Origin of the sequence: Novosphingobium sp. RL4, from assembly GCF_035658495.1 — a bacterium.
Taxonomy (GTDB): domain Bacteria; phylum Pseudomonadota; class Alphaproteobacteria; order Sphingomonadales; family Sphingomonadaceae; genus Novosphingobium.
In genome coordinates, this window is sequence record NZ_CP141944.1 from 1,575,508 (window position 1) to 1,595,216 (window position 19,709).

13 protein-coding genes are annotated in these 19,709 nt (G+C 63.7%); 6 read left to right on the forward strand and 7 right to left on the reverse strand.

What is annotated here, in order from left to right; genetic code table 11:
* Nucleotides 1-57: 57 nt before the first annotated feature.
* Nucleotides 58-744, forward strand: a complete 687-nt coding sequence (locus U9J33_RS07765) for an HAD hydrolase-like protein (RefSeq protein WP_324698818.1) — start codon at nt 58-60, stop codon at nt 742-744.
* A 19-nt stretch (nt 745-763) separates the two neighbouring features.
* On the opposite strand, the gene U9J33_RS07770 is transcribed toward U9J33_RS07765, so the two are convergent.
* Nucleotides 764-1,450: a response regulator transcription factor gene (locus U9J33_RS07770; protein WP_324698819.1), complete on the reverse strand. Its 687-nt coding sequence runs from the start codon at nt 1,448-1,450 to the stop codon at nt 764-766.
* Between the two features lie 227 nt (nt 1,451-1,677).
* Here U9J33_RS07770 and U9J33_RS07775 point away from each other — a divergent pair, with 227 nt between their 5' ends.
* Nucleotides 1,678-4,068: a TonB-dependent receptor gene (locus U9J33_RS07775; protein WP_132469463.1), complete on the forward strand. Its 2,391-nt coding sequence runs from the start codon at nt 1,678-1,680 to the stop codon at nt 4,066-4,068.
* A 220-nt stretch (nt 4,069-4,288) separates the two neighbouring features.
* Nucleotides 4,289-5,167, forward strand: a complete 879-nt coding sequence (locus U9J33_RS07780) for an isocitrate lyase/PEP mutase family protein (protein ID WP_132469464.1) — start codon at nt 4,289-4,291, stop codon at nt 5,165-5,167.
* Between the two features lie 75 nt (nt 5,168-5,242).
* Here the strand turns inward: U9J33_RS07780 and U9J33_RS07785 are convergent, their stop codons facing one another.
* The 6 genes from U9J33_RS07785 to U9J33_RS07810 form a co-directional block, all read right to left on the reverse strand.
* Nucleotides 5,243-8,083, reverse strand: a complete 2,841-nt coding sequence (locus tag U9J33_RS07785; RefSeq protein WP_324698820.1) for an insulinase family protein — start codon at nt 8,081-8,083, stop codon at nt 5,243-5,245.
* 137 nt (nt 8,084-8,220) lie between these two features.
* Nucleotides 8,221-9,003, reverse strand: a complete 783-nt coding sequence (gene purC / locus U9J33_RS07790) for a phosphoribosylaminoimidazolesuccinocarboxamide synthase (protein WP_054441309.1) — start codon at nt 9,001-9,003, stop codon at nt 8,221-8,223.
* 236 nt (nt 9,004-9,239) lie between these two features.
* Nucleotides 9,240-9,734 carry a low molecular weight protein-tyrosine-phosphatase gene (locus U9J33_RS07795; RefSeq protein WP_324698821.1) on the reverse strand — a complete coding sequence of 165 codons (495 nt, stop codon included), beginning with the start codon at nt 9,732-9,734 and terminating at the stop codon, nt 9,240-9,242.
* 272 nt (nt 9,735-10,006) lie between these two features.
* Nucleotides 10,007-11,836: a response regulator gene (locus tag U9J33_RS07800; RefSeq protein WP_324698822.1), complete on the reverse strand. Its 1,830-nt coding sequence runs from the start codon at nt 11,834-11,836 to the stop codon at nt 10,007-10,009.
* A complete protein-coding gene (locus U9J33_RS07805; protein ID WP_324698823.1) occupies nt 11,826-12,698 on the reverse strand; it encodes a CheR family methyltransferase in 873 nt (290 codons plus the stop codon). The genes U9J33_RS07800 and U9J33_RS07805 overlap by 11 nt, the downstream gene beginning before the upstream one ends.
* Nucleotides 12,695-15,808, reverse strand: a complete 3,114-nt coding sequence (locus U9J33_RS07810; protein WP_324698824.1) for a response regulator — start codon at nt 15,806-15,808, stop codon at nt 12,695-12,697. Before U9J33_RS07810 ends, U9J33_RS07805 begins: the two co-directional genes overlap by 4 nt.
* A gap of 260 nt (nt 15,809-16,068) precedes the next feature.
* Between U9J33_RS07810 and U9J33_RS07815 the strand changes: the two genes are divergently transcribed.
* From U9J33_RS07815 to U9J33_RS07825, 3 genes are read left to right on the forward strand one after another with little or no spacing between them, the layout of a single operon-like run.
* Nucleotides 16,069-17,976: a pilus assembly protein TadG-related protein gene (locus U9J33_RS07815; RefSeq protein ID WP_132469467.1), complete on the forward strand. Its 1,908-nt coding sequence runs from the start codon at nt 16,069-16,071 to the stop codon at nt 17,974-17,976.
* On the forward strand, nt 17,973-18,596 hold the full coding sequence (locus U9J33_RS07820; protein WP_231636177.1) for a TadE/TadG family type IV pilus assembly protein: 624 nt from the start codon (nt 17,973-17,975) through the stop codon (nt 18,594-18,596). Before U9J33_RS07815 ends, U9J33_RS07820 begins: the two co-directional genes overlap by 4 nt.
* Nucleotides 18,593-19,276 carry a TadE/TadG family type IV pilus assembly protein gene (locus U9J33_RS07825; RefSeq protein WP_185997667.1) on the forward strand — a complete coding sequence of 228 codons (684 nt, stop codon included), beginning with the start codon at nt 18,593-18,595 and terminating at the stop codon, nt 19,274-19,276. The genes U9J33_RS07820 and U9J33_RS07825 overlap by 4 nt, the downstream gene beginning before the upstream one ends.
* Nucleotides 19,277-19,709: the final 433 nt, after the last annotated feature.

Here is a 19,709-nt window from a genome sequence, read left to right on the forward strand (position 1 = left end):
GTATCACTTGCCAGCAAATTGTTGCGGTTTCCACATCGGGAAGCCACTGAGGAGGGGATGACAGACTTTCCCTTCGACATCGTCGGTTTCGACCTCGACGGAACCCTGCTTGATTCGCTTGGAGACCTTGCGGTGGCGCTCAATCATGCGCTCTCGATCGAGGGGCGGCCAGCCATTCCCGTGAGCGAGGTGCGCGATCTGGTCGGCGGCGGCGCGAGGAAGATGCTCGCGAAGGGGCTGGACGTTACCGGCGGCCCGGTTTCCGAGGCGCGGCTCGACGAACTGCATCATGAACTGATCGCTTACTATGCCGACCATATCGCCGTGGAGACGCGGCTCTATCCCGGCGGCGAAGCGATGCTCAGGGGACTGGCGGAGCGGGGGGTCAAGCTGGCGGTCGTCACGAACAAGCTGGAACGTCTGGCGGTGAAAATCTTTGAGGAAATGGGGCTTTCTCATCATTTCTTCACGGTGATCGGCGGCGACACGCTGGGCCCCGGGCGGGCCAAACCGAAACCCGACCTCATCGATCTCATGCTGGAGCGCGCGGGGAGCGGCCGTTCCGGTGCCGTCAGGGCCGCTTTCGTGGGGGACACCACTTACGATACGGGCGCGGCGGCGGCGGCGGGGCTGCCCTGCGTCGCGGTCAGCTTCGGCTTCAACGACAAGCCGGCCAGCGAACTGGGCGCGACGGTGGTGATCGATCATTTCGACGAACTGATCCCGGCTCTCGAAAGCCTCTGACGTCGTTCGGCGTCGGGCTTCAGGCTTCTGCGCTGTCGAAGACGTAGCCGAACGAGCGGACGGTGCGGGGCAGGTGGGGCACCTGCATCGAGCGCAGCTTTCGGCGCAGGCGGCTGACCCACGAATCCACGGTGCGTTCGTCGCAGACGTCCACGCTTTTGCCGAGCACGCCGATCAGTTCGCCGCGCGTGAACACCCGGTTGGGGTTTCGTGCGAAATGATTGAGCAGGCGCTGCTCGTTGGATTGCAGGGGCACGACCAGACCCTTGTAGCGCGTCAGATGCGAATCGGGCTGGATCAGGAGATCGCCGATCTGGATCGCCGGAGTTTCTTTCCGCGCGGCTGCGGCCGGCTGGTAGATTCGCAGGCGCTGAACGAGAGCGGCCGGGGTAAGCGGCCCAATCAGATAGTCATCCGCCCCCGCATCCAGCGCGCGTGCCTGGGCGCGCTGGTCAGGTTCGGGCAGGATCATGGTCACGTGGAGCGGGTGGTCGTGAATACGGTCACGAAGCAGGCCGCACAGCTGAAGTCCCGACAATTCAGGCAGAAGCCAGTCCAGGAAGACCCAGGTCGGTGCCTTGGAAATACGTACGCAAAGGTCGGTGGCATTCGTCACTTCCGCCTCGAAGGAGAGGAAGCTGTCACGAACGGCGCTGACATGGGCAAGGTCGCCCGAAGTCAGCACGATGTCGCCAGATTTGATCATGGTGTCCCGGGTTTCAACAGGAGTGATCCGCCCACATAGTGCCACATCGGCTGCCATTCACGTGTCAAATTTGTCATGTTTGGCCGTCACAATCACGTCAAAAAAATTACAAGAAAGCAACATGGATGTGACGCGGGCCGCGCTTAGTCAGCCTCCCTGTCGCCCCGACGGGCGAGCCCCTTGCCGCGACTGCAAGGCGGAAAGCAAAGCATTTCAGGGAGTTTTACATGATTCGCCACGCCATCCGTCTGGCGGCTACGTGCAGCATCGTCGCGTTGAGCCAGGCGCCGGTCGCCGCTTTCGCTGACGAAGCAGCAACAAGCGCTGCGGCCGCCGAAAGTGATGCCTCGGTGCCGATCATCGTCACCGCTACCAAGCGCGAGACCGATCTCCAGAAGACGCCGATCGCGATTGCCGTCATCGGCAGCGCGGATATCGAGAAGCAGCACGTCCAGAGCCTGATCGACCTTGCCAGCGGCACCGTGCCGTCGCTGCGCGTCGCCACGTTCGAGGCGCGCCAGTCGGCGCTTACTGTCGGTATTCGCGGCATCGTGCCCTTCGACGCAAACCAGACCGCGCGTGACCAGGGCGTGGGCGTCTACCTTGACGGCGTATACCTCGGCCGCCAGCAGGGACTGAATGCGGCGCTGTTCGATGTGCAGCGCATCGAAGTGCTGCGCGGGCCGCAGGGCACGTTGTTCGGCCGCAATACGGAAGGCGGCGCGCTGTCCATCGTCACCAAGGCGCCGACCGGCGAATTCGGCGGCCGCGTGGAGGCCGGCATCGGCAACTACGGCCAGCGCAATGGCGAAGCGCACATCGACTTCCCCGAATTCCACAACATCTCGATCAAGGTCGACGGCGTCTACCAGCACCAGGACGCCACGGTGAAGAACCCGCTCGCCGGGCAGACGGGCTGGAACTACTACGACCGCGTGGGTGGCCGAATCCAGGCCCAGTGGAAGCCGTTCGAGGGGCTGACCGCGAACATCTCGTTCGACAAGTCGCGTGATGACAACACGCCGATGTACAGCCAGCTCATCAACTACAATCCAAACAACCTGCCGGTTGCCACGCTGGCGCAGATCGCGGCCAATGGCGGTAAGCTGCCCAGCGGCACGATTGCCCCGCTTTCACCGCTCGTGCAGGTCAGCGGCGACAAGCGCATGAAGACCGCCGACATCGGCGTGCCGCAGCAGCCCAGCGTGGACAAGACACAGGGCGTGATGGGCAATCTCAGCTACGATCTGGGGGCGAACCTGACGCTGCGCTCGATCACGGCATGGCGTGAGGTTCATACCGACCAGTACGACAATTCCGGCGGTGCCCATCGCTCGGTCTTCCTCCCGAATGCCAAGTTCGGCCGCTACTCGCTCTCGTTCCTCGACCAGAACCAGTTCAGCCAGGAACTGCAGATCGTCGGCAGCCTGCCGCATCTCGATTTCGTGGCGGGCGCCTTCTACTACAACGAACACGCCAGCGAATATGCCGCGACGCCCAGCTCGAACCAGTGGAATGCGGACGGCAGCGGCTACACCATCCTCAGCCCCAGCGTCACCGGCACGGTAACCTCGGGCAACCAGGGCTGGGACGATTCTTCGCTGTTCCTCCAGCGAGACAGCCGCGCGAAGGCGCAGAGCATCGCCGCTTTCGCCCAGGCAACCTACACGCCCGCCGGTCTCGACCAGGTTCACCTGACGGCGGGCGGCCGCTTCACGCATGACAAGCGTGACGGCGTGCTGGACATGGTGAACGGCGCCGTGGTCGATTACGGCTTCCATTACCGGAAGGACCGCTTCGACCCGATGGTCACGCTGGCCTGGGACGCCACGCAGGACATCAACCTCTACGCCAAGTATGCGACCGGCTATCGGGCCGGCGGCGCCAACGACCGTTCGCAGACGTTTGACGCCTTCGGGCCGGAAACCGTGAATTCCTACGAAGTCGGCGCCAAGATGATGTTCCTCGATCGCAAGGTGCGCCTGAACCTTGCCGGCTACATCATGGACCGTGACGGCACGCAGGTCGATTTCGACAACGTCAACATCGATCCCAACAGCCCGTATTTCAACCTGCACACGCAGGAGACGCTCAATGCACCGGGCACCACGAAGATCCGCGGGCTTGAAGCGGAATTGAACATCCACCCGACGAGCAACCTCTCGCTCGGCGCGTCCTATGCCTACACTTACACCAAGGTGCCCAAGACGCTGAACCCGTTCCTCGGTTCCGCTACCAATCCGGTCTACCAGAATGTCTTCATCGTCTACACGCCGAGGCATGCTGCATCCGGCTTCATCGACTACACGATACCGGTCGGCAGCGGCGACGAGAGCGTGCAGTTCCATCTGGATGCAGCTTATTCCGGCCGCCAGTACACCTTCGAGGACGAGGCCGTGAAGGCTCAGTCCAGCTTCATCGTGAACGGCCGCATCGCGCTTGCCGATATTCCGATGAGCGACAACGGAACCAGGCTGACCGTCTCCGTCTGGAGCCGCAACCTGCTCAACGAAACGCACATCTATCGCCTATCCTACGCCAACGCGAATACCCTGGGCGCGTACGGAAACTTCAATCCGCCGCGCACCTTCGGCGTGGAGGGCACCGTCAACTTCTGATCGCTCCGGTTCCGGCAGGCCGCTCCCTCGCGGCCTGCCGGCAGGTTCCTGCCTGCAAAACTGCACGCGGCTGGGCTTCGGCGCGGCCGCGTGCCTTGTTCGTGGGAACGATGAACGCGGCGGCGATGCCCGCTCCGCTTGCCGGTGCCCTCCGATCATGCGAGCCCTCTGCGATGAAGGCGCCGCTCGGAACGGGCCGCGAGGACGGGAGATGAGGACGATGCCGACACCGGGTGAGAAACTGCGCGCGCTGATCGAAAGCGGAGAGCATTTCGTGGCGGCCGAGGCCTATTCCGCGCTGACCGGGCGCGCGGTGCAGCATGTCGGGTTCAAGGCGGCCTATCTTGGCGGACATGCCTGCTCCGCCTTCCACTACGCAGTGCCGGACAATGGCATCTTCTCGCAGGTCGAGATGATCGAACAGTCTGGCCGGATCGCGCAGGCCATCGACATTCCCCTGATCGTGGATGCCGATACCCTGGGCGAAACCGTGGCCGATGCCTATCATTTCACGCGAAGGTACGTGGCCGCGGGCGTCGCAGGTTATCACGTCGAGGATGAGGTCAATCCCAAGCATTCCAAGCATGCCAACGGTCTCTGTTCGATCGAGGACATGCAGCTTCGCATCGAGGCCGGCGTAAAGGCACGGGGCGATTCCGGGCTCGTCATCATCGCCCGCTGCGACGAGCTCTATACCAGCGCCAATGGCGGGGGCGGTACGGGCTCGATCGAGGAGGCGATCCGGCGCGGCAAGGCTTATGCCGAGGCAGGGGCCGATGCCATCGTCTTCGCCAGCGCCCCGCCCGAGCAGCAGGCCGAAGTGATCCCGCACATGCCGATCCCGGTCTGCACGCTGGGCTTCAACCTTCCGGATACGGGTTTCACGCTCTCGACCGGCTGGGGCTGGGTTTCGGCGGCCGTCGGCCACCTCGCCATGGCGCGCGAACTGATGGAGACCGGCGCGGTGAAGAGCGCGATGGCGGCCTTCACCAACTTCCCGGAGAAATACGATCTGATCGACCAGAACCTCTACGACGATCTGATCGTCGAATGGGCGGAGCGGACGGGGCGGCCGACACGCCCCAATCACGCGAGGTAAGCGAACAAAAACCGAGGCGAGGCTTGAGGGGCGGTCCATCAAGCCTCGTCCTCCGCACGCGTGCTTGCGCGCCCCTTACTTTGCGGGCGCTTCCACGCCTTCGGGCAGGGCCAGGACCTCCAGCCCCATGGCGGGATCGAGATAGCGCTGCGCCATGGCCTGGACATCGGCCGGAGTGATCGTCAGCAGACGGTCGCGGGCCTTGGTGAAGCGTTCGATGCGGTCGGCCTGGGTCTGGGCGCGGTCCACCAGGGAAAGCCAGCCGCCGTTGCCCTTGAGCGCATTCTGATAGGCTTCGAGCAGAGGCGCGCGGGCACGTTGCAGCACGTCATCGCTGACGGGGGCGAGCCGCAGTTCGCGGGCGACTTTCCCGATGGCTTCGCGGCTTGCGGGCACGTCGGCCACGTCGATCGAGGCGCTGATCGTGAAGGTGCCGTAGCCCTTCCAGTAGTGCGAGAGCGAACTGCCGGCAGAGGGTGAGTAAGCCTTGCCGAGCACTTCGCGAAGGCTGTCGGTCAGTTCGATGCGGACGACGCGTTCGAGCATTTGCAGCTTCAGCGCGTCCAGCGGGTCGGAATCGTCGCGGGTGGGCCAGGTCAGGCGAAGCAGCGCCTGGTCGGCAGGGCCGGTATGGCGCAGCACGCGGGGCTTGCGGTCAGCCGTGAAGGTGCGCGGCGGCTGATCCGCGTAGGGACGAAAGGCGGCCTCGCGGGCGGGCAGGGCGCCCAGCGTTCGCGCGACCACCGCGATGGCCTTGTCCTCGTCGAAGTCACCTACTAGCGCCAGTTCGACGGCGCCGTGGGCGAGGCGTTCGGAGATGGTGTCGCGCAGCTTGCCGTAAGTGAGGTGGCGATAGTCGTCCACCTGCTGAAGGCTGAAGCGCGGATCGTTGTCTGACAGGATCCTGCCGAGGTCCGCGCCCATTGCCGAAGCCGGGGTTGCGCGAAGCTGGGCGAAGCTGTTGTTGACCTGCTGGCGGTACTGGACTTCGCCTTCGGCACGGTAGCCGGGATCGGTCATGAGCGCGGTCAGCAGTTGCAGTTGCAATTCGAGATCGCGCGGGGTGGTCGCGGTTTCGGCATCGAAGCTGGCGGCGCCATTGCCAAGGCCGAAGCCCAGCGTATGGCCGGCCATGATCGTATCGAGTTCGTCGCGGCTGTGCTTGCCGAGGCCGCCCTTGTCGAGCCAGCCCACCATTTCGGTGGCGAGCGGGTTCTCCCGGGTGTCGAGCATGTCGCCGCCGTCGATGGAGAGGCTGACGCGGATGCGGTCCTTTTCAAGCTCGGTGGGCTTGAGGTTCAGCATGACGCCGTTCGAGAAGCGCAATTCGCGAATGCCGAGCAGGGGGTCGCGCCTGTCGCTGACGATGGTGCCGGGCGTGCCGAAATCGGTGTAGCCGAATTCCGTCACGGATGGGTCCGCTTCCCGGGGTACGGGGCCGCGCATCGCGCTGAGCCATGAGGCGCGGATGGCCTGTTCTCCGCCTTCGGGAGCCTTGCGGCCTTCGAAACGGATGAGTGGCCTGTCGAGAGCGAGCGCCTCCCGCTTGAGCGCGGCCAGCACCGCTTTGGGCGTGATGGCAGGCGCGAAGGTTTCGAATCGCTCAAGTGCGGAGGCGGGCGTGGAAGGCACGACCCGGTCCTCGACCACCGACAGTGCAATGCCGGCAAGCGCCGCGTTGCTGCGGGTGTTGGCAGAGCCGGCGGCATTGACCATCGAAGTACGGAGCTGCGCCACTTGCTCGGCCACTTCCGCCGCGCTGAACCCTTGAGCGAGGGCGCGGCGATATTCCTGTGCGGTTGCGGTTACGCCATCGGCCCATTTGCCGTCGACGCTGTCGATGATGAGGCGCGTCGAGCGGGCGGTCTCGAAAACGTCACCGGTTCCGAACCCGGCACCGCGGAACGGCGGCGTGGCGCTGCGCGACAAGCGCTGGAGACGGCGATTGACGATGGAATAGCCGATGGAGCGCAGCAGGTTCTCGCGCCGCTGGGCGATACTGTCGGGTTCGTCCAGCCAATCGCCGTTGCGCTGGATCACGAGGCGTTCCGACAGCGCCGGATCGATCCATATTCCGGTGCGGTCGCGATCCTTCGAGGCAACCGGGCCGGGGTCGGGCTGGACCTCGGCCGGGCCGCCGGTCCAGTCAGCGAAGTGGCGGGTGATGCCGGCCTCGACGGCGGCAGTGTCGAAATCGCCGACGATGACCAGCGTGACATGTGCGGGCACATATTCGCGCTCGTAGAAAGCGCGCAGGTTCGCCGCATTCGCGCCGTTGAGCGTGGCGACCGTGCCGATCGGGAAACGGCTGCCGTAGAGCGCCTGCGGATAGAAGAAGTGCGTGGAATCAATGCTGTTGCGCAGGCCGAAAGTATTGCGGTCGCGCATTTCCGAGAGAATCACGCCGCGCTCGCGGTCTATCGCGCCTTGTGAAATGGTCAGTTCGCTTGCCGTTTCGCGCATCAGCATGAGCGCAGTGTCCAGCAACTTGGCGTCGTTGCGCGGCAGGTCGAGCTTGTAGATCGTACGCTCGAAGTTGGTCGAGGCGTTGGTATCGGCCCCAAAAGCGAGGCCGTCCCGTTCCAGCAGGGGGATCATCTGGCCTTCGGGCACGCGCTTGCTGCCGTTGAAGGCCATGTGTTCGACGAAATGCGCAAAGCCCTGTTCGGCTTCCTGTTCGTCCAGCGAGCCGGCGGCGACTTCCATCCGCACCACGGCGGTTCCGGCGGGCGTTGCATTGTGGCGGATCACATAGCGCATGCCGTTGGCCAGGCGGCCGAAGCGGAAATCGGGATCGACCGGCACGTCGCTCGTTTCGAAGGCCCAACGGGTCTCCTCGGTACGGAGCGGTGCTTCCCGGGCGGACAGGGGAAGGGGCGTGGCAAGGACCAGCGCAGTAATGAGAACGATTCGCATATGGCGCGAGTGCCCGAGCAGTCCCTTGATAACAAGGGGAGAGAGAGGTGAACTGTGAGGACTTGCGGATGCTCCAGACGCAAGAAGGCCCGGCACACCTTGCGGCGGCCGGGCCTTCGGGAGCATCGCTGCGGGCCTTACTTGCCGCGCAGCTTGCGGTGCTTCGACAGGTCGAAGACTTCGCTCGGGCCGTTATCGTCCTGCAGCAGGCCGAGGCGACGGGCGACTTCCTGATAGGCCTCTTCCTCGCCGCCGAGATCGCGGCGGAAGCGGTCCTTGTCCAGCTTTTCGCCGGTGAACATGTCCCACAGGCGGCAGCCATCGGGGCTGATTTCGTCCGCGAGGATGACGCGGCTGTAGTCGCCGTCCCAGATACGGCCGAATTCGAGCTTGAAGTCGACAAGGCGGATGTTGATCGCCGCGAACATGCCGCACATGAAGTCGTTCACGCGGATGGCCATCGCGGCGATGTCCTGCATCTCCTCGTTGGTGGCCCAGCCGAAGCAGGCGATGTGCTCTTCGGCGATCATCGGATCACCCAGGGCATCGTCCTTGTAATAATATTCGATCAGCGTGTGTGGCAGCGGCTCACCCTCGGGAATGCCGAGACGCTTCGAGATCGAACCGGCGGCCACATTGCGCACCACGACCTCGATCGGGATGATCTCGACCTGGCGGACGAGCTGCTCGCGCATGTTGAGGCGGCGGATGAAGTGGTTGGGCACGCCGATGTGGTTGAGGCGCGTGAACACGTACTCGCTGATGCGGTTGTTGATCACGCCCTTGCCCTGGATCGTGCCCTTCTTCTGCGCGTTGAACGCAGTGGCGTCGTCCTTGAAGTACTGGATCAGGGTGCCGGGTTCAGGGCCTTCGTAGAGGATCTTGGCCTTGCCCTCGTAGATCTGGCGGCGACGGGACATGCGTGTTCGTCCTTGAAACTGTAAAAGAGCGAGCCCCGGCACGTTGAAGTCGCTTTGGCGACTGCGGGCCGGGGCGTTCGAGCGGGCATATAATGAAAGCAGGCCCAAAAGCAAACAGGGCTTGAGGCAGGGGGATCGAACCGGGCCGCGACCGGGGCATGCCGTTGCGGAGGATTGCCCGGCGAACCACGAGCCGTGCTCTGAACGAGCAGGAAGTCCGTGTCCCGGATTGCGAATTAGTGCCCTTGACCATCGCGTTCATCGAGAAATTCGGCGACGAGGTTCCGCGCGGCTTCGCTCACCTGTTCCCACGTCGTCACGAAACCTTCTGGGCCACCGAAGTAGGGATCGTCGACATCCTGCCCCTCCATGCCCGGCACATGGTCCAGCAGCAGCGAAAGCCGGGCGTGGGGGCTGGCGGGTGCGATCCGTTCGAGGTTCGCCAGATTGCTGGCGTCCAGCGCGACGATTCGATCGAAACGGTCGAAATCCCGGACCGTGACCTGCCGGGCGCGATAGTGGGTGATGTCGATGCCGTGCCGGGATGCCTCGTCGCAGGAACGCGGATCGGGCCCCTTGCCGATATGCCAGGATCCGGTTCCGGCCGAATCAACGGTCAGTTCCAGTCCGGCTTCCTGCGCGGCATGGCGCAACGCCGCCTCGGCCAGCGGGGAGCGGCAGATATTGCCGAGGCAGACGAACAGGACGGATGGGGGAGGCGTTGCAGACATGCTTCCGGCCTAGCGCCGGGCAGGATCGTTCTCAAACGATCATTCAATGCCGGCCAAACAGGCGCTCGAGGAACGTGGGCTCTTCCATCGGCTGGATCGGCCCATGGAAACGCCGGCGGAGGCCGGGATCCAGTGGTGGGCGGGGCGTCCAGATACGTTCGGATCGGTAGGTGCGTTCTTGCGTCAAGGCCATAGGCGATGCTCCTTCTTCCGTCCCGAAGAAACCCGAAGGAAGGCTGAAAGGTTCCCCCGCTGCGCCGCCGTTTGCCATTTCAGGGCGTCACGGCGCCGGCTTCGGCAGCCAGTCTCCTGACCATGGCGCAGACCTCGGTGCCGAGAAACGGCTTGCCCAGCATCGGTCTGTGGCTGTGGCCGCTTGGAAGGTGCTGCCGGTCGTAGCCGCTGACGAAAGCGAAGGGGATGTCGCGTGCGGCCAGTTCGTCGGCAACGGCATCGATCCTCTCGCCGTTGAGGTTGCCGTCCAGCAGGGCCAGGTCCGGCACGGTGTCTCGGATCATGTGGATCGCCTGATCGCACGACGTCGCGGGGCCGAGGGGCGATGCGCCCCAGTCCTCGATCTCCATCATGAGCTCCATGGCCACGAGCGGCTCATCCTCGACCACGAGCACCCTGAGCGCCCGCGGACTGGGCGCGGCTTCCGCAGGAGGGGCGTCCGGGGCAGGCTCAGAACGCGGCGATTCCTCGACGGTAGCAGGCGCTTCGGCGGCGGCATCTGAGAGCGGCAGGACCAACTGCCAGCGCACGCCTTCCGGTGCATATTCCGCACTGATCCGGGCGCCATCACCCGCCATGCTGTTCTCGATCAGGGTGGACCCGAAGCCACGCCGTTCCGGGACGGAAACGGGAGGGCCGCCGTGCTCGCTCCAGGCGAGCGACAGCACTTGTCCTTTCAGCGACCAGTCGAGCGTGACCGTTCCGGCCTCGTTCGAGAGTGCACCGTACTTGTGGGCATTGGTCGCCAGTTCGTGGATGATGAGCGAGAAGCGCAGGGCGAGTTCCGGCGGCAGGTCCACGTCCGGGCCGGAGAGCTTCAGCCGATCCTCGCCGACCGCGCCGATGGCAACCTGATCGGCGATCAGGCGGCGCAGGCTGGCGGGCTCCCATGTCGTTGCGCTCAGCAGCGAATGGGCGCGGGCAAGCGATTGCAGGCGGCCGGTGAACGACTGGTGGAAGCCCTCGGGAGACCGGGCGTGCCGGAACCCCTGCGAGGCGATGGCCTGAACCGTCGCGAGGGTGTTCTTCACCCGGTGGTTCAATTCCCCGATCAGCAGCCGCTGGGTCTCTTCGGCGCGCAGGCGTTCGGTCACGTCGATCAGTTCGATCATCACGCTGGCGCCGCGCGATCCGGTGCCGACCAGCGAGGAGCAGTACCATTCGCCTTCGCGAAGGGCACCGTCGGCGCGCACGAAGCGGTGGTCCTGCTTCTCCCTGCGGTCCTCACCGCCGAGGAGGGCCCGCATCCCGTCCAGGAAGCGCGGACGGTCCGCCACGGGGAGGAAGGGGGCGTCCTCTACCTTGAGGCCGAGAATATCCTGCGCCGCGAAGCCGATCTCGCGTTCGGCGCTGCGATACCAGCTCACGATTCGCAGGTTGGCGTCGATTTCCAGAACGGCGAGGGGGGAGTTGTCGCCATGCGCGCGAAGGCGGCCGAGGGCCAGGCCGAGTTCGTCGCGCTGGCGGGCGATCTCGCGCCGCTGGCGGGCGAGTTCGACGAAGACCGCGACCTTGGAATTGAGTTCGACCATGTCGAGCGGCTTGAGCAGGTAATCCACGGCGCCGGCCTCGTATCCGAGGAACTTGCGCCGCTCGTCCGTGGCCAGGGCAGTGAGGAATATGATCGGCACGGCACGCGTGCGCTCGGTCCCGCGCATGAGCTCGGCGAGTTCGAAGCCGTCCATCTCCGGCATCATCACGTCGAGCAGGGCCAGTGCGAAATCGTCGCGCAGCATGGCTTCCAGCGCCTCGAACCCCGAGGAAACCGTGACCAGTTCGACGCCGGGCTGGTCCAGCGCGGCTTCGAGCACGAGAAGGTTGTCCCTGATATCGTCGACCGCAAGGATCTTGAGCGGCTCATTCAGCAAAGGCGGCCTCCTGCACGTCGTGCTTGGTGCGGCGCCAGATCTTCTCGATCGGCGCGAAGTCGGCGAAGCTATCGCCCTCGGCGGAAAAGTGGACGGTCTCCTTCGAACCGAGGCCCAGGAAGCCGCCGGGCGGCAGTGAACTGGCGAAAAGGCCGAGTGCGCGGTCCTGCAGCGCCCGGTCGAAATAGATCAGCACGTTGCGGCTGGAGACAAGCTGGACTTCCGAGAACACGGCATCGCTGGCGAGATTGTGATCGGCAAAGACCGCGCGCTTGCGCAATGTCGGGTCGAACCGGGCGACGCCGTAATTGGCGGTGTAATAGTCCGAAAGCGAACCTTTCCCGCCCGCTTCCATGTAATTGCGGGAGAAGCCTGCAATACGCTCGATCTCGTAGACCCCGGCCTCTGCCTTGACGAGAGCTGCCGGGTTGATGTCGGTGCAGTAGAACATCGTGCGATCGTCCAGCCCTTCCTCGCGGAAGAGGATCGCCAGCGAATAGAACTCCTCGCCATTGGCGCAGCCCGCAACCCAGACCTTGATGGAGGGCCATGTGCGAAGGTGCGGGATCACTTGCTCGCGGATCGCCCGGAAATACTCGGGATCGCGGAACATCTCGCTGACCTGGATGGTCAGGAACCCGATCAGGACATTCAGGCTGTCGGGATCGTGGAGAATGCGGTCGAGCAGGCTGGAGAGATGGGGATAGCCGAAATGGGACTGGGCACGTTGCAGGCGGCGCAGAAGCGAGGCACGGGAATAGTCGCGGAAATCGTATTGGTAGCGCCGCCAGATGGCCTCGACGAGGAGATCGACTTCGATATCCTCGACGGCCTCCGCCAACCTTCGTGACATCGGCTTCATCGCGGCATCCACACGCGCACGAGGCTGAGCAGCTTGTCCACGTCGAGCGGCTTCGACAGGTAGTCGTTGGCGCCCGCCTCAAGGCATTCGCGGTGATCGCGTTCCATGGCCTTGGCCGTCAGTGCGATGATCGGCAGCGAATGCCACTGACCCTGCTTGCGGATTTCGCGCGTGCAGGTGAGGCCGTCCATCTCCGGCATCATCACGTCCATCAATACGAGATCGACCGGGGCGCCGTCACTGTCCGCCGCGCGGGCCAGTTCGTTCAGCGCCTCGATGCCGTTGCGGGCGATGCGCACTTGTACGCCGTGCGGTTCGAGAACCGAAGTCAGCGCATAGATGTTGCGGATATCGTCCTCGACGACGAGGATCTGGCGGCCTTCCAGCGCGGCATCGCGTCCGAGCGAGCGGGCAAGCAGTTGCTGCTTCTCGTCTGGCAGTTCGGAGACGACCTGGTGCAGGAACAGCGTCACTTCGTCGAGCAGGCGTTCCGGGCTCTTGGCGCCCTTGACGATGATCGATTTGGAGTAGCGCCGAAGCCGCATCTCCTCCTCTTCGGAAAGCTCGCGGCCGGTATAGACGATGACCGGCGGGAACGCGACGCTCTCGTCGTGCGAGAGGCGTTCGAGCAGGTCCAACCCGGACATGTCGGGCAGGTTGAGATCCAGCACCATGCAGTCGAACGTCTCTTCGCCCAGCCGGGCGAGGCAATCCGCAGCACTCTGCACGTCCACCGTCTCGACATCGCGGGAGGCGAGGAGAAGGTGGATCGCTTCGGCCTGCCGGGGATCGTCCTCCACCACCAGAACGCGGCGCAGGCGCTGGTCCATCCGCGCCTCGAGGCCTTCGAGCATGTCGACCAGCGTATCCCGGCTCACCGGCTTGAACAGGTAGCCTACGGCGCCGCTGGCGAGCGCGGCATGGTCGTCGTGGTCGGCCGAGACGATGTGCACCGGGATATGGCGCGTGCGGGTATCGCGCTTGATCCGGTCCAGCACGGAAAGCCCAGTGTGATCGGGCAGGTGCATGTCGAGGATCACGGCTTGCGGCAGGTATTGCCGGGCGAGCAGGGCTCCCTCGTCTGCGGTGCCGGCGATCAGGCACTCGAAACCGACTTCATGCGCCAGATCGCAGAGGATGCGCGCGAAGGCCGGGTCGTCCTCGACGATCAGGATAACGCGGGAATCGCCCGACAGCGTTTCACGGTCGTCCTGCGGGGAGGGGCCGCGGCGGCTTTGCGGGGCAGTCGTTTGCGTGGCGGCCGGGGTCGGGGTGGGCGTGGCCTTGCCGGGCACGCCGGGCGCGCTGCCCGCCTCGCGAGGCGCGAAGCGCTCGGGAATTTCCAGCGAGAAGGTGCTGCCCTGTCCGGGAGTGCTGTGAAGCGTGATCGCACCGCCGAGCAGGTGCGCCAGTTCGCGCGAGATCGACAGGCCCAGCCCGGTGCCGCCGTACTTGCGGGCAATGCCGCCATCGGCCTGGCGGAATGCCTCGAAGATCGCGTCCTGCTGGTCTTCCGGGATGCCGGGCCCGGAATCCCGGACTGAGAACGCAACCCGGCCGGACGCCAGCGCGCCGACCGTGAGGGAGACTTCGCCGTTCGAGGTGAACTTGACCGCATTCGACAGGAAGTTCTTCAGAACCTGCTCAAGCCGGAGGGGATCGGTCTCGATCGTTCCCGGCGCGCCTTCGGCGAGGTTCATGCTGAGCTTCAGGCCCTTGCCGGACGCCGCCGCCGCGAACGTGTTTTCGAGCTTGGAGAGGATGGCGCCTACCGGGACGTCGCGAGGGTCCAGTTCCAGCCTGCCTGCCTCGATCTTGGAGATATCGAGCACGTCGTTGATGAGCGTGAGCAGGTCGTTGCCTGAGGACTCGATGGTCTCGGCATAACGCACTTGTTCGCATGAAAGGTTGCCTTGCCGGTTATCGGCAAGCAGGCGGGCCATGATCAGCAGGGAGTTGAGCGGCGTGCGCAGCTCGTGGCTCATATTGGCGAGGAATTCGGACTTGTAGCGGCTGGCCTGTTCGAGTTCCTCGGTCTGGCCGCGCAGGCGCGCTTGCGAGCGGGTCAATTCGTCGCGCTGCGCCTCGAGCGACTGGGCCTGTTCCTCAAGCTGCGAATTGCTGCGTTCGAGTTCCGCCTGCTGTTCCTCAAGCTGGGACTGCGAGTTGAGCAGCAGCTTGCTCTGCGCTTCCAGCTCGTCATTGGTGGCGCGCAGTTCCTCGCTCTGGTTCTGGAGTTCTTCCGCCTGTTGCTGCGTCTCCGCGAGCAGGTGTTCAAGCCGGGCGCGGTACTTCGCAGAGCGCAGGGTGATGCCGAGCGAATTCGCCACGATGTCCAGGAACGAGACGAGATCTTCCGGGCGGGCATCGGCCGTGTCCAGGAAGCCAAGTTCCAGGACCGCGTTGACCTTGTCATCCACCTGAGTGGCGCCGAGGACGAGACGTGCGGGCGTGGACTGGCCGAGAGCGGAGCCGAATGAAAGGTAGCCTGCGGGAACTTGCGCGATCGTGGTGGTGCGGCCGTGGCGCATGACTTCGCCCAATAGACCCTCGCCGGGCTCCATGCGTTCCGGGACGCTTGCATCGGCGGGCACGCCATATGTCGCGATCTTCCGGAACGCGCCGTCGTCGTTGACATAGAGCGCTCCGGCGATCGCGCCGAAGCGCTCCGCAAGGAAGGCGAGGGCGCGGTCGCCGAGATCACCCAGAGGAATGCTGCCGGCCGTGGCGCGCGCAAGGTCGGCCTCGCACTCGCGCAGCCACTGTTCATGGCGATTGGAATTGCGATAGCGGATCAGGACGAAGCCGATCGCCGCTAGCAGGAAATTGGTCACGCCCGAAAATGCCCGGTTCGTCAGCGCAATTTCCAGCCCGAGTCCCTGCGGCGCGATGAAATAGGCGGCTATCGCGCAGCCTACGCCGGCAATGGCTGCCAGCACCGGCGTGATCGGCCGCCTGGCGACGAAGGCGATCACCGTGGGCAGCAGGTAGAGGACGCTGACTCCGGTGCCGAGCGGGATCGTGATGTCGATGACGAGGGCAAGGCCCAGAACGACAATGATGACAAGCGCAAGCTGGACGTGGGAACTGAGAGCCTTGCTGGGCGACATTACGAATCTCAAGGGAAAAGGCCGGCTGCAGGCGGACCGAATCTTCCCCCAAAAATTCGAGACGGTCCCCGGATCGGGAGCTTGAACGCTCTGCGTTGCGATTGGTTCCGGAGAAATCGTGGTAAATCCTGTGTTTCCCGAAATTCGGGACGCTTCGTGAAGGAAGGCGGTCCACGCTCGGTGAGGGTTTCATTAAGCAATCTCCTCTAGGAGACGGCTGAAATCCTGCGGAAAATCCTAGCCGAAAGACTGGTTAACCGATGCGCCAAATCCATCACTGGTTGCGAGACTGTCTTCGGGATGCCTCGGGCAATATCCTGCCCATGGCTGCGGTGGGAATGCTGGTCGCGGTCGTCGTGGTGGGTGCCGCGGTCGATATCAGCCGCACCTACAAGGTACAGAACCAGCTTCAGGCCGCTTGTGACGCGGCAGTACTCGCCGGACGTCGCTCGGTGACGACGAACGGACTCGACGAAGCGTCGAAGGCGATCGCAAGGAATTATTTCGCGACCAATTTCAACGATGGTGTGCACGAGAGCACGGGAACCACTTTCGACTCCACGTCCGACGACGATGGCCAGACGGTGAAGGGCACGGCTTCCACCACCGTCAACACGCTCATCATGCGACTGGTCGGCTACGATACGTTTCCGGTCAACGTTCACTGCACGTCCTCGATGGGCGTGGGCAACGCGGATGTCATGATGGTGCTCGACACGACAGGGTCGATGGGGGAAGCGCTGGGCAGTTCCACCCGCATCGCCGCCCTGCGTTCCGCCGTGAAGAACTTCTACAAGACGCTCTCCACCGCGACGAACGATACCAACGCCCGCGTCCGCTACGGGTTCGTTCCCTACAGTTCCACGGTCAACGTCGGGCACCTGCTTTCCGAACTCAATCCGGCGTTCCTGGCGAATTCCGCCGACTACCAGTCGCGCCAGCCGGTGTTCTACAATGTCTCGAAAGGGACGAAGGGCACATCGACGGTCGAGTACAAGAACGCGGGCAGCAGCAACACGTCGAAGAGCTACAATTCGTCGAGCGCCTGCAATTCGGCGCTCTCGGCCAACGATACGGACTACAAGGACTACGGTTCCGCCACGAGCACGACTTCGACTTCGGGAACGAGCCCCAATGTCGTCGTCAACGTCGTGACCACGCAGCCGCAGCGCAAGATGGAGTATTCCTGCGCCAAGTCCGGGAGCAAGTATTACCTTTATACTTATACGTACACGCGCGACAAGGTTACGACCCAGCCTTACACGAACGCCACGACCAATGCGCCGACGTCGGGATATACGTTCGATCACTTCGAATACATGAAGCTGACGCGCGACACGAGCCTGTTCAAGACCTTTGCCGCAACCGCGGTCAACAACGGAACCAACGGCGCGTCGGTTTCCTATACCTGGGGCGGCTGCATCATCGAGCGCCAGACGGTCAACAGCGATAAGTTTTCTTACTCATCCATTACCGGCATGTCCCCTTCCGGCGCGCTCGACGTGGATATCGATACTGCGCCGGGAACGGGCAATGCGACGCGCTGGGCCCCGCTGTGGCCGGAGATTTCCTATCGCCGCGCCGGAAGCGCCGCCAACACCTACACGCTCGATCCTGGCACGACAGGCGCTTCGGCTGGAACCTACTGCCCGGCAAAATCGCAACTGCTCCAGGAAATGGACCAGAAGAGCTTCAATGCCTACGCGGATTCGCTGACGGCGGTGGGCGGAACCTATCTTGATATCGGGATGATCTGGGGTGGGCGTCTGCTTTCGCCCGACGGCATCTTCGGTTCCGTGGTGAACAAGGATCCGTCGAACGGCGGCGAAGTTTCGCGCCACATCATTTTCATGACCGACGGCTACATGGATACCGCCAACTACGTGCCTACCGCGTGGGGGATGGAATGGTGGGATCGCCGCACGACGAGCGATGGCTCGAAGCTCCAGGAGGACGCACGCCACACGCAGCGCTTCCTCTCGGTCTGCGAGGCGATCAAGGCGAAGGGCATCCGGGTCTGGGTGATCGCCTTTACCTCGGCCCTGTCCACCGATCTCCAGACCTGCGCTTCGGATGACAGTTCGTTCACCGCGAACAATTCCACGGAACTCGATTCCGCTTTCCAGGAAATCGCCAAGCAGGTCGGCGAGCTCAGGATTACCCAGTGAAGCGTAGCGGGCATCATCGCCCGGTGCGTCGCTTCGCGGCCCTGCTGCGCCGCTGCGGCGCCGCCCGGGAAGGCGTGACGGCCGTTGAGTTCGCGCTGGCGGCGCCGGTGCTGATCATGCTCCTGATGGGAATCTTCGACATCGGACACATGGCCTATGTCCGGGCCGTGCTTCAGGGTGCGGTCCAGCAGGTTGCCCGTAACGCGACGCTGGAAACCGCCGACACGGCAACGGAGGATGCGTTCGTCAGCAAGATCGTGGGCGGCGTCGCGCCCGGTGCCGTGGTGGAATTCTCGCGCTCCAGCTACTACGACTTTACCGACATTGCCCGGCCGGAATCGTGGAACGACAAGAACAACAACGGCATATGCGATAACGGCGAGACCTATACGGACGAGAACAAGAACGGTCAGTGGGATGCCGACGTCGGAAAAAGCGGTAACGGCGGCGCGAACGATGTCGTGATCTACAAGGTCAATGTCACCTACAGCCCACTGTTCCCCATTCCCGGCCTGACCAACCGCGACGCCACGCGCACGCTCAGCGCAACGGCGGTCAAGAAGAACCAGCCCTACTCGCTGCAACAGGCTTATGGTTCCGCGGCGGGGACCTGCAGATGAACCGGCGAGTTGCATTGCTGCGCCCGCTTGCCACCTGTCTTGGCAAACTGCTCCGGGATCGGAGCGGCGTGTCGATCCTGGAGTTTGCGCTCGTCCTGCCGGTCCTGCTGACGCTGGGGCTTTACGGTACCGAACTGGCCTACATGTCGATGATAAAGATGCAGGTCGGCGAGATCGCCACGTCGGTGGCGGACAACGCCTCTCGGCTCGGCCAGACCGACAACAGTTCGGTAACGCCCACCGTTACCGAAACCCAGGTCGATTCGGTGATGTGGGGGGCCTTGTCGGAAGGTGCTTCCTTCGATTTCAACGCGAACGGCAGGATCATCCTGTCCAGTCTGGAAATCGATTCCGCTTCCAATCGCCAGTATATCCATTGGCAGAGGTGCCGCGGGGAGCTTGATCGCGCGTCAAGCTACGGGATTTCGGGCACCGGCAAGACGGGCAAGGTGCTCGACGGCATGGGGCAGACCGATCACAAGATCTACGCGACCGCCAATTCGGCGGTGATGTATGTCGAGGTCTTCTTCCACTACCAGCCGCTGTTCGGGGACATGTTCGTCAAGAACACGACCTTCCACCAGGAGGCGGCCTTCCTGATCCGTGACGACCGCAGTCTCAATCCGACCGGCTCGACAGACGGCATTACCGGCAGCGGCGGGCAGTCTCACTGCACCTGACGTATTGCCGGGCGTTCTGACCGGCAGGCTTGGGCTATCCGGTCGGAGCAGGAAATTCCGAAGGGTTTCATCCAGTTCCGTGCGATTACCGACTTTTCCGGGGAGATATGCTGTGCAGTCTCGATCCGGAAAGCGAGCAAACGACGCATAAGACTGGATTTTCGGTAACTTGACGATGACCGGGCGCATTGCGGCGTTACCCCGCAAAGCCGGGGAAGATGCCGCCCATGAGGGGCCGCCTTGCGTTCAATACTGCGCGCATCCCTATCCGGCAGCGCCCGATGCCGCACTTCCTGACCGAAGTTCTTGATCCGCATTCCCAATTTCACTGGGGCAATCCATCCGAAGCGGACGGGAAAGTGCTGTTCGCGATTGAGTCGCGAACCTATCGATGCACTCAGTAAAAATAGAATAAACCTGTCAGGGATGTGGT

What these genes read in the sequence shown, in the direction of transcription:
- U9J33_RS07765 (WP_324698818.1), top strand. Translation starts at nt 58, where the DNA reads ATGACAGACTTTCCCTTCGACATCGTCGGTTTCGACCTCGACGGAACC.
- U9J33_RS07770 (WP_324698819.1), bottom strand. Translation starts at nt 1,450, where the DNA reads ATGATCAAATCTGGCGACATCGTGCTGACTTCGGGCGACCTTGCCCAT.
- U9J33_RS07775 (WP_132469463.1), top strand. Translation starts at nt 1,678, where the DNA reads ATGATTCGCCACGCCATCCGTCTGGCGGCTACGTGCAGCATCGTCGCG.
- U9J33_RS07780 (WP_132469464.1), top strand. Translation starts at nt 4,289, where the DNA reads ATGCCGACACCGGGTGAGAAACTGCGCGCGCTGATCGAAAGCGGAGAG.
- U9J33_RS07785 (WP_324698820.1), bottom strand. Translation starts at nt 8,083, where the DNA reads ATGCGAATCGTTCTCATTACTGCGCTGGTCCTTGCCACGCCCCTTCCC.
- purC (WP_054441309.1), bottom strand. Translation starts at nt 9,003, where the DNA reads ATGTCCCGTCGCCGCCAGATCTACGAGGGCAAGGCCAAGATCCTCTAC.
- U9J33_RS07795 (WP_324698821.1), bottom strand. Translation starts at nt 9,734, where the DNA reads ATGTCTGCAACGCCTCCCCCATCCGTCCTGTTCGTCTGCCTCGGCAAT.
- U9J33_RS07805 (WP_324698823.1), bottom strand. Translation starts at nt 12,698, where the DNA reads ATGAAGCCGATGTCACGAAGGTTGGCGGAGGCCGTCGAGGATATCGAA.
- U9J33_RS07810 (WP_324698824.1), bottom strand. Translation starts at nt 15,808, where the DNA reads ATGTCGCCCAGCAAGGCTCTCAGTTCCCACGTCCAGCTTGCGCTTGTC.
- U9J33_RS07815 (WP_132469467.1), top strand. Translation starts at nt 16,069, where the DNA reads ATGCGCCAAATCCATCACTGGTTGCGAGACTGTCTTCGGGATGCCTCG.
- U9J33_RS07825 (WP_185997667.1), top strand. Translation starts at nt 18,593, where the DNA reads ATGAACCGGCGAGTTGCATTGCTGCGCCCGCTTGCCACCTGTCTTGGC.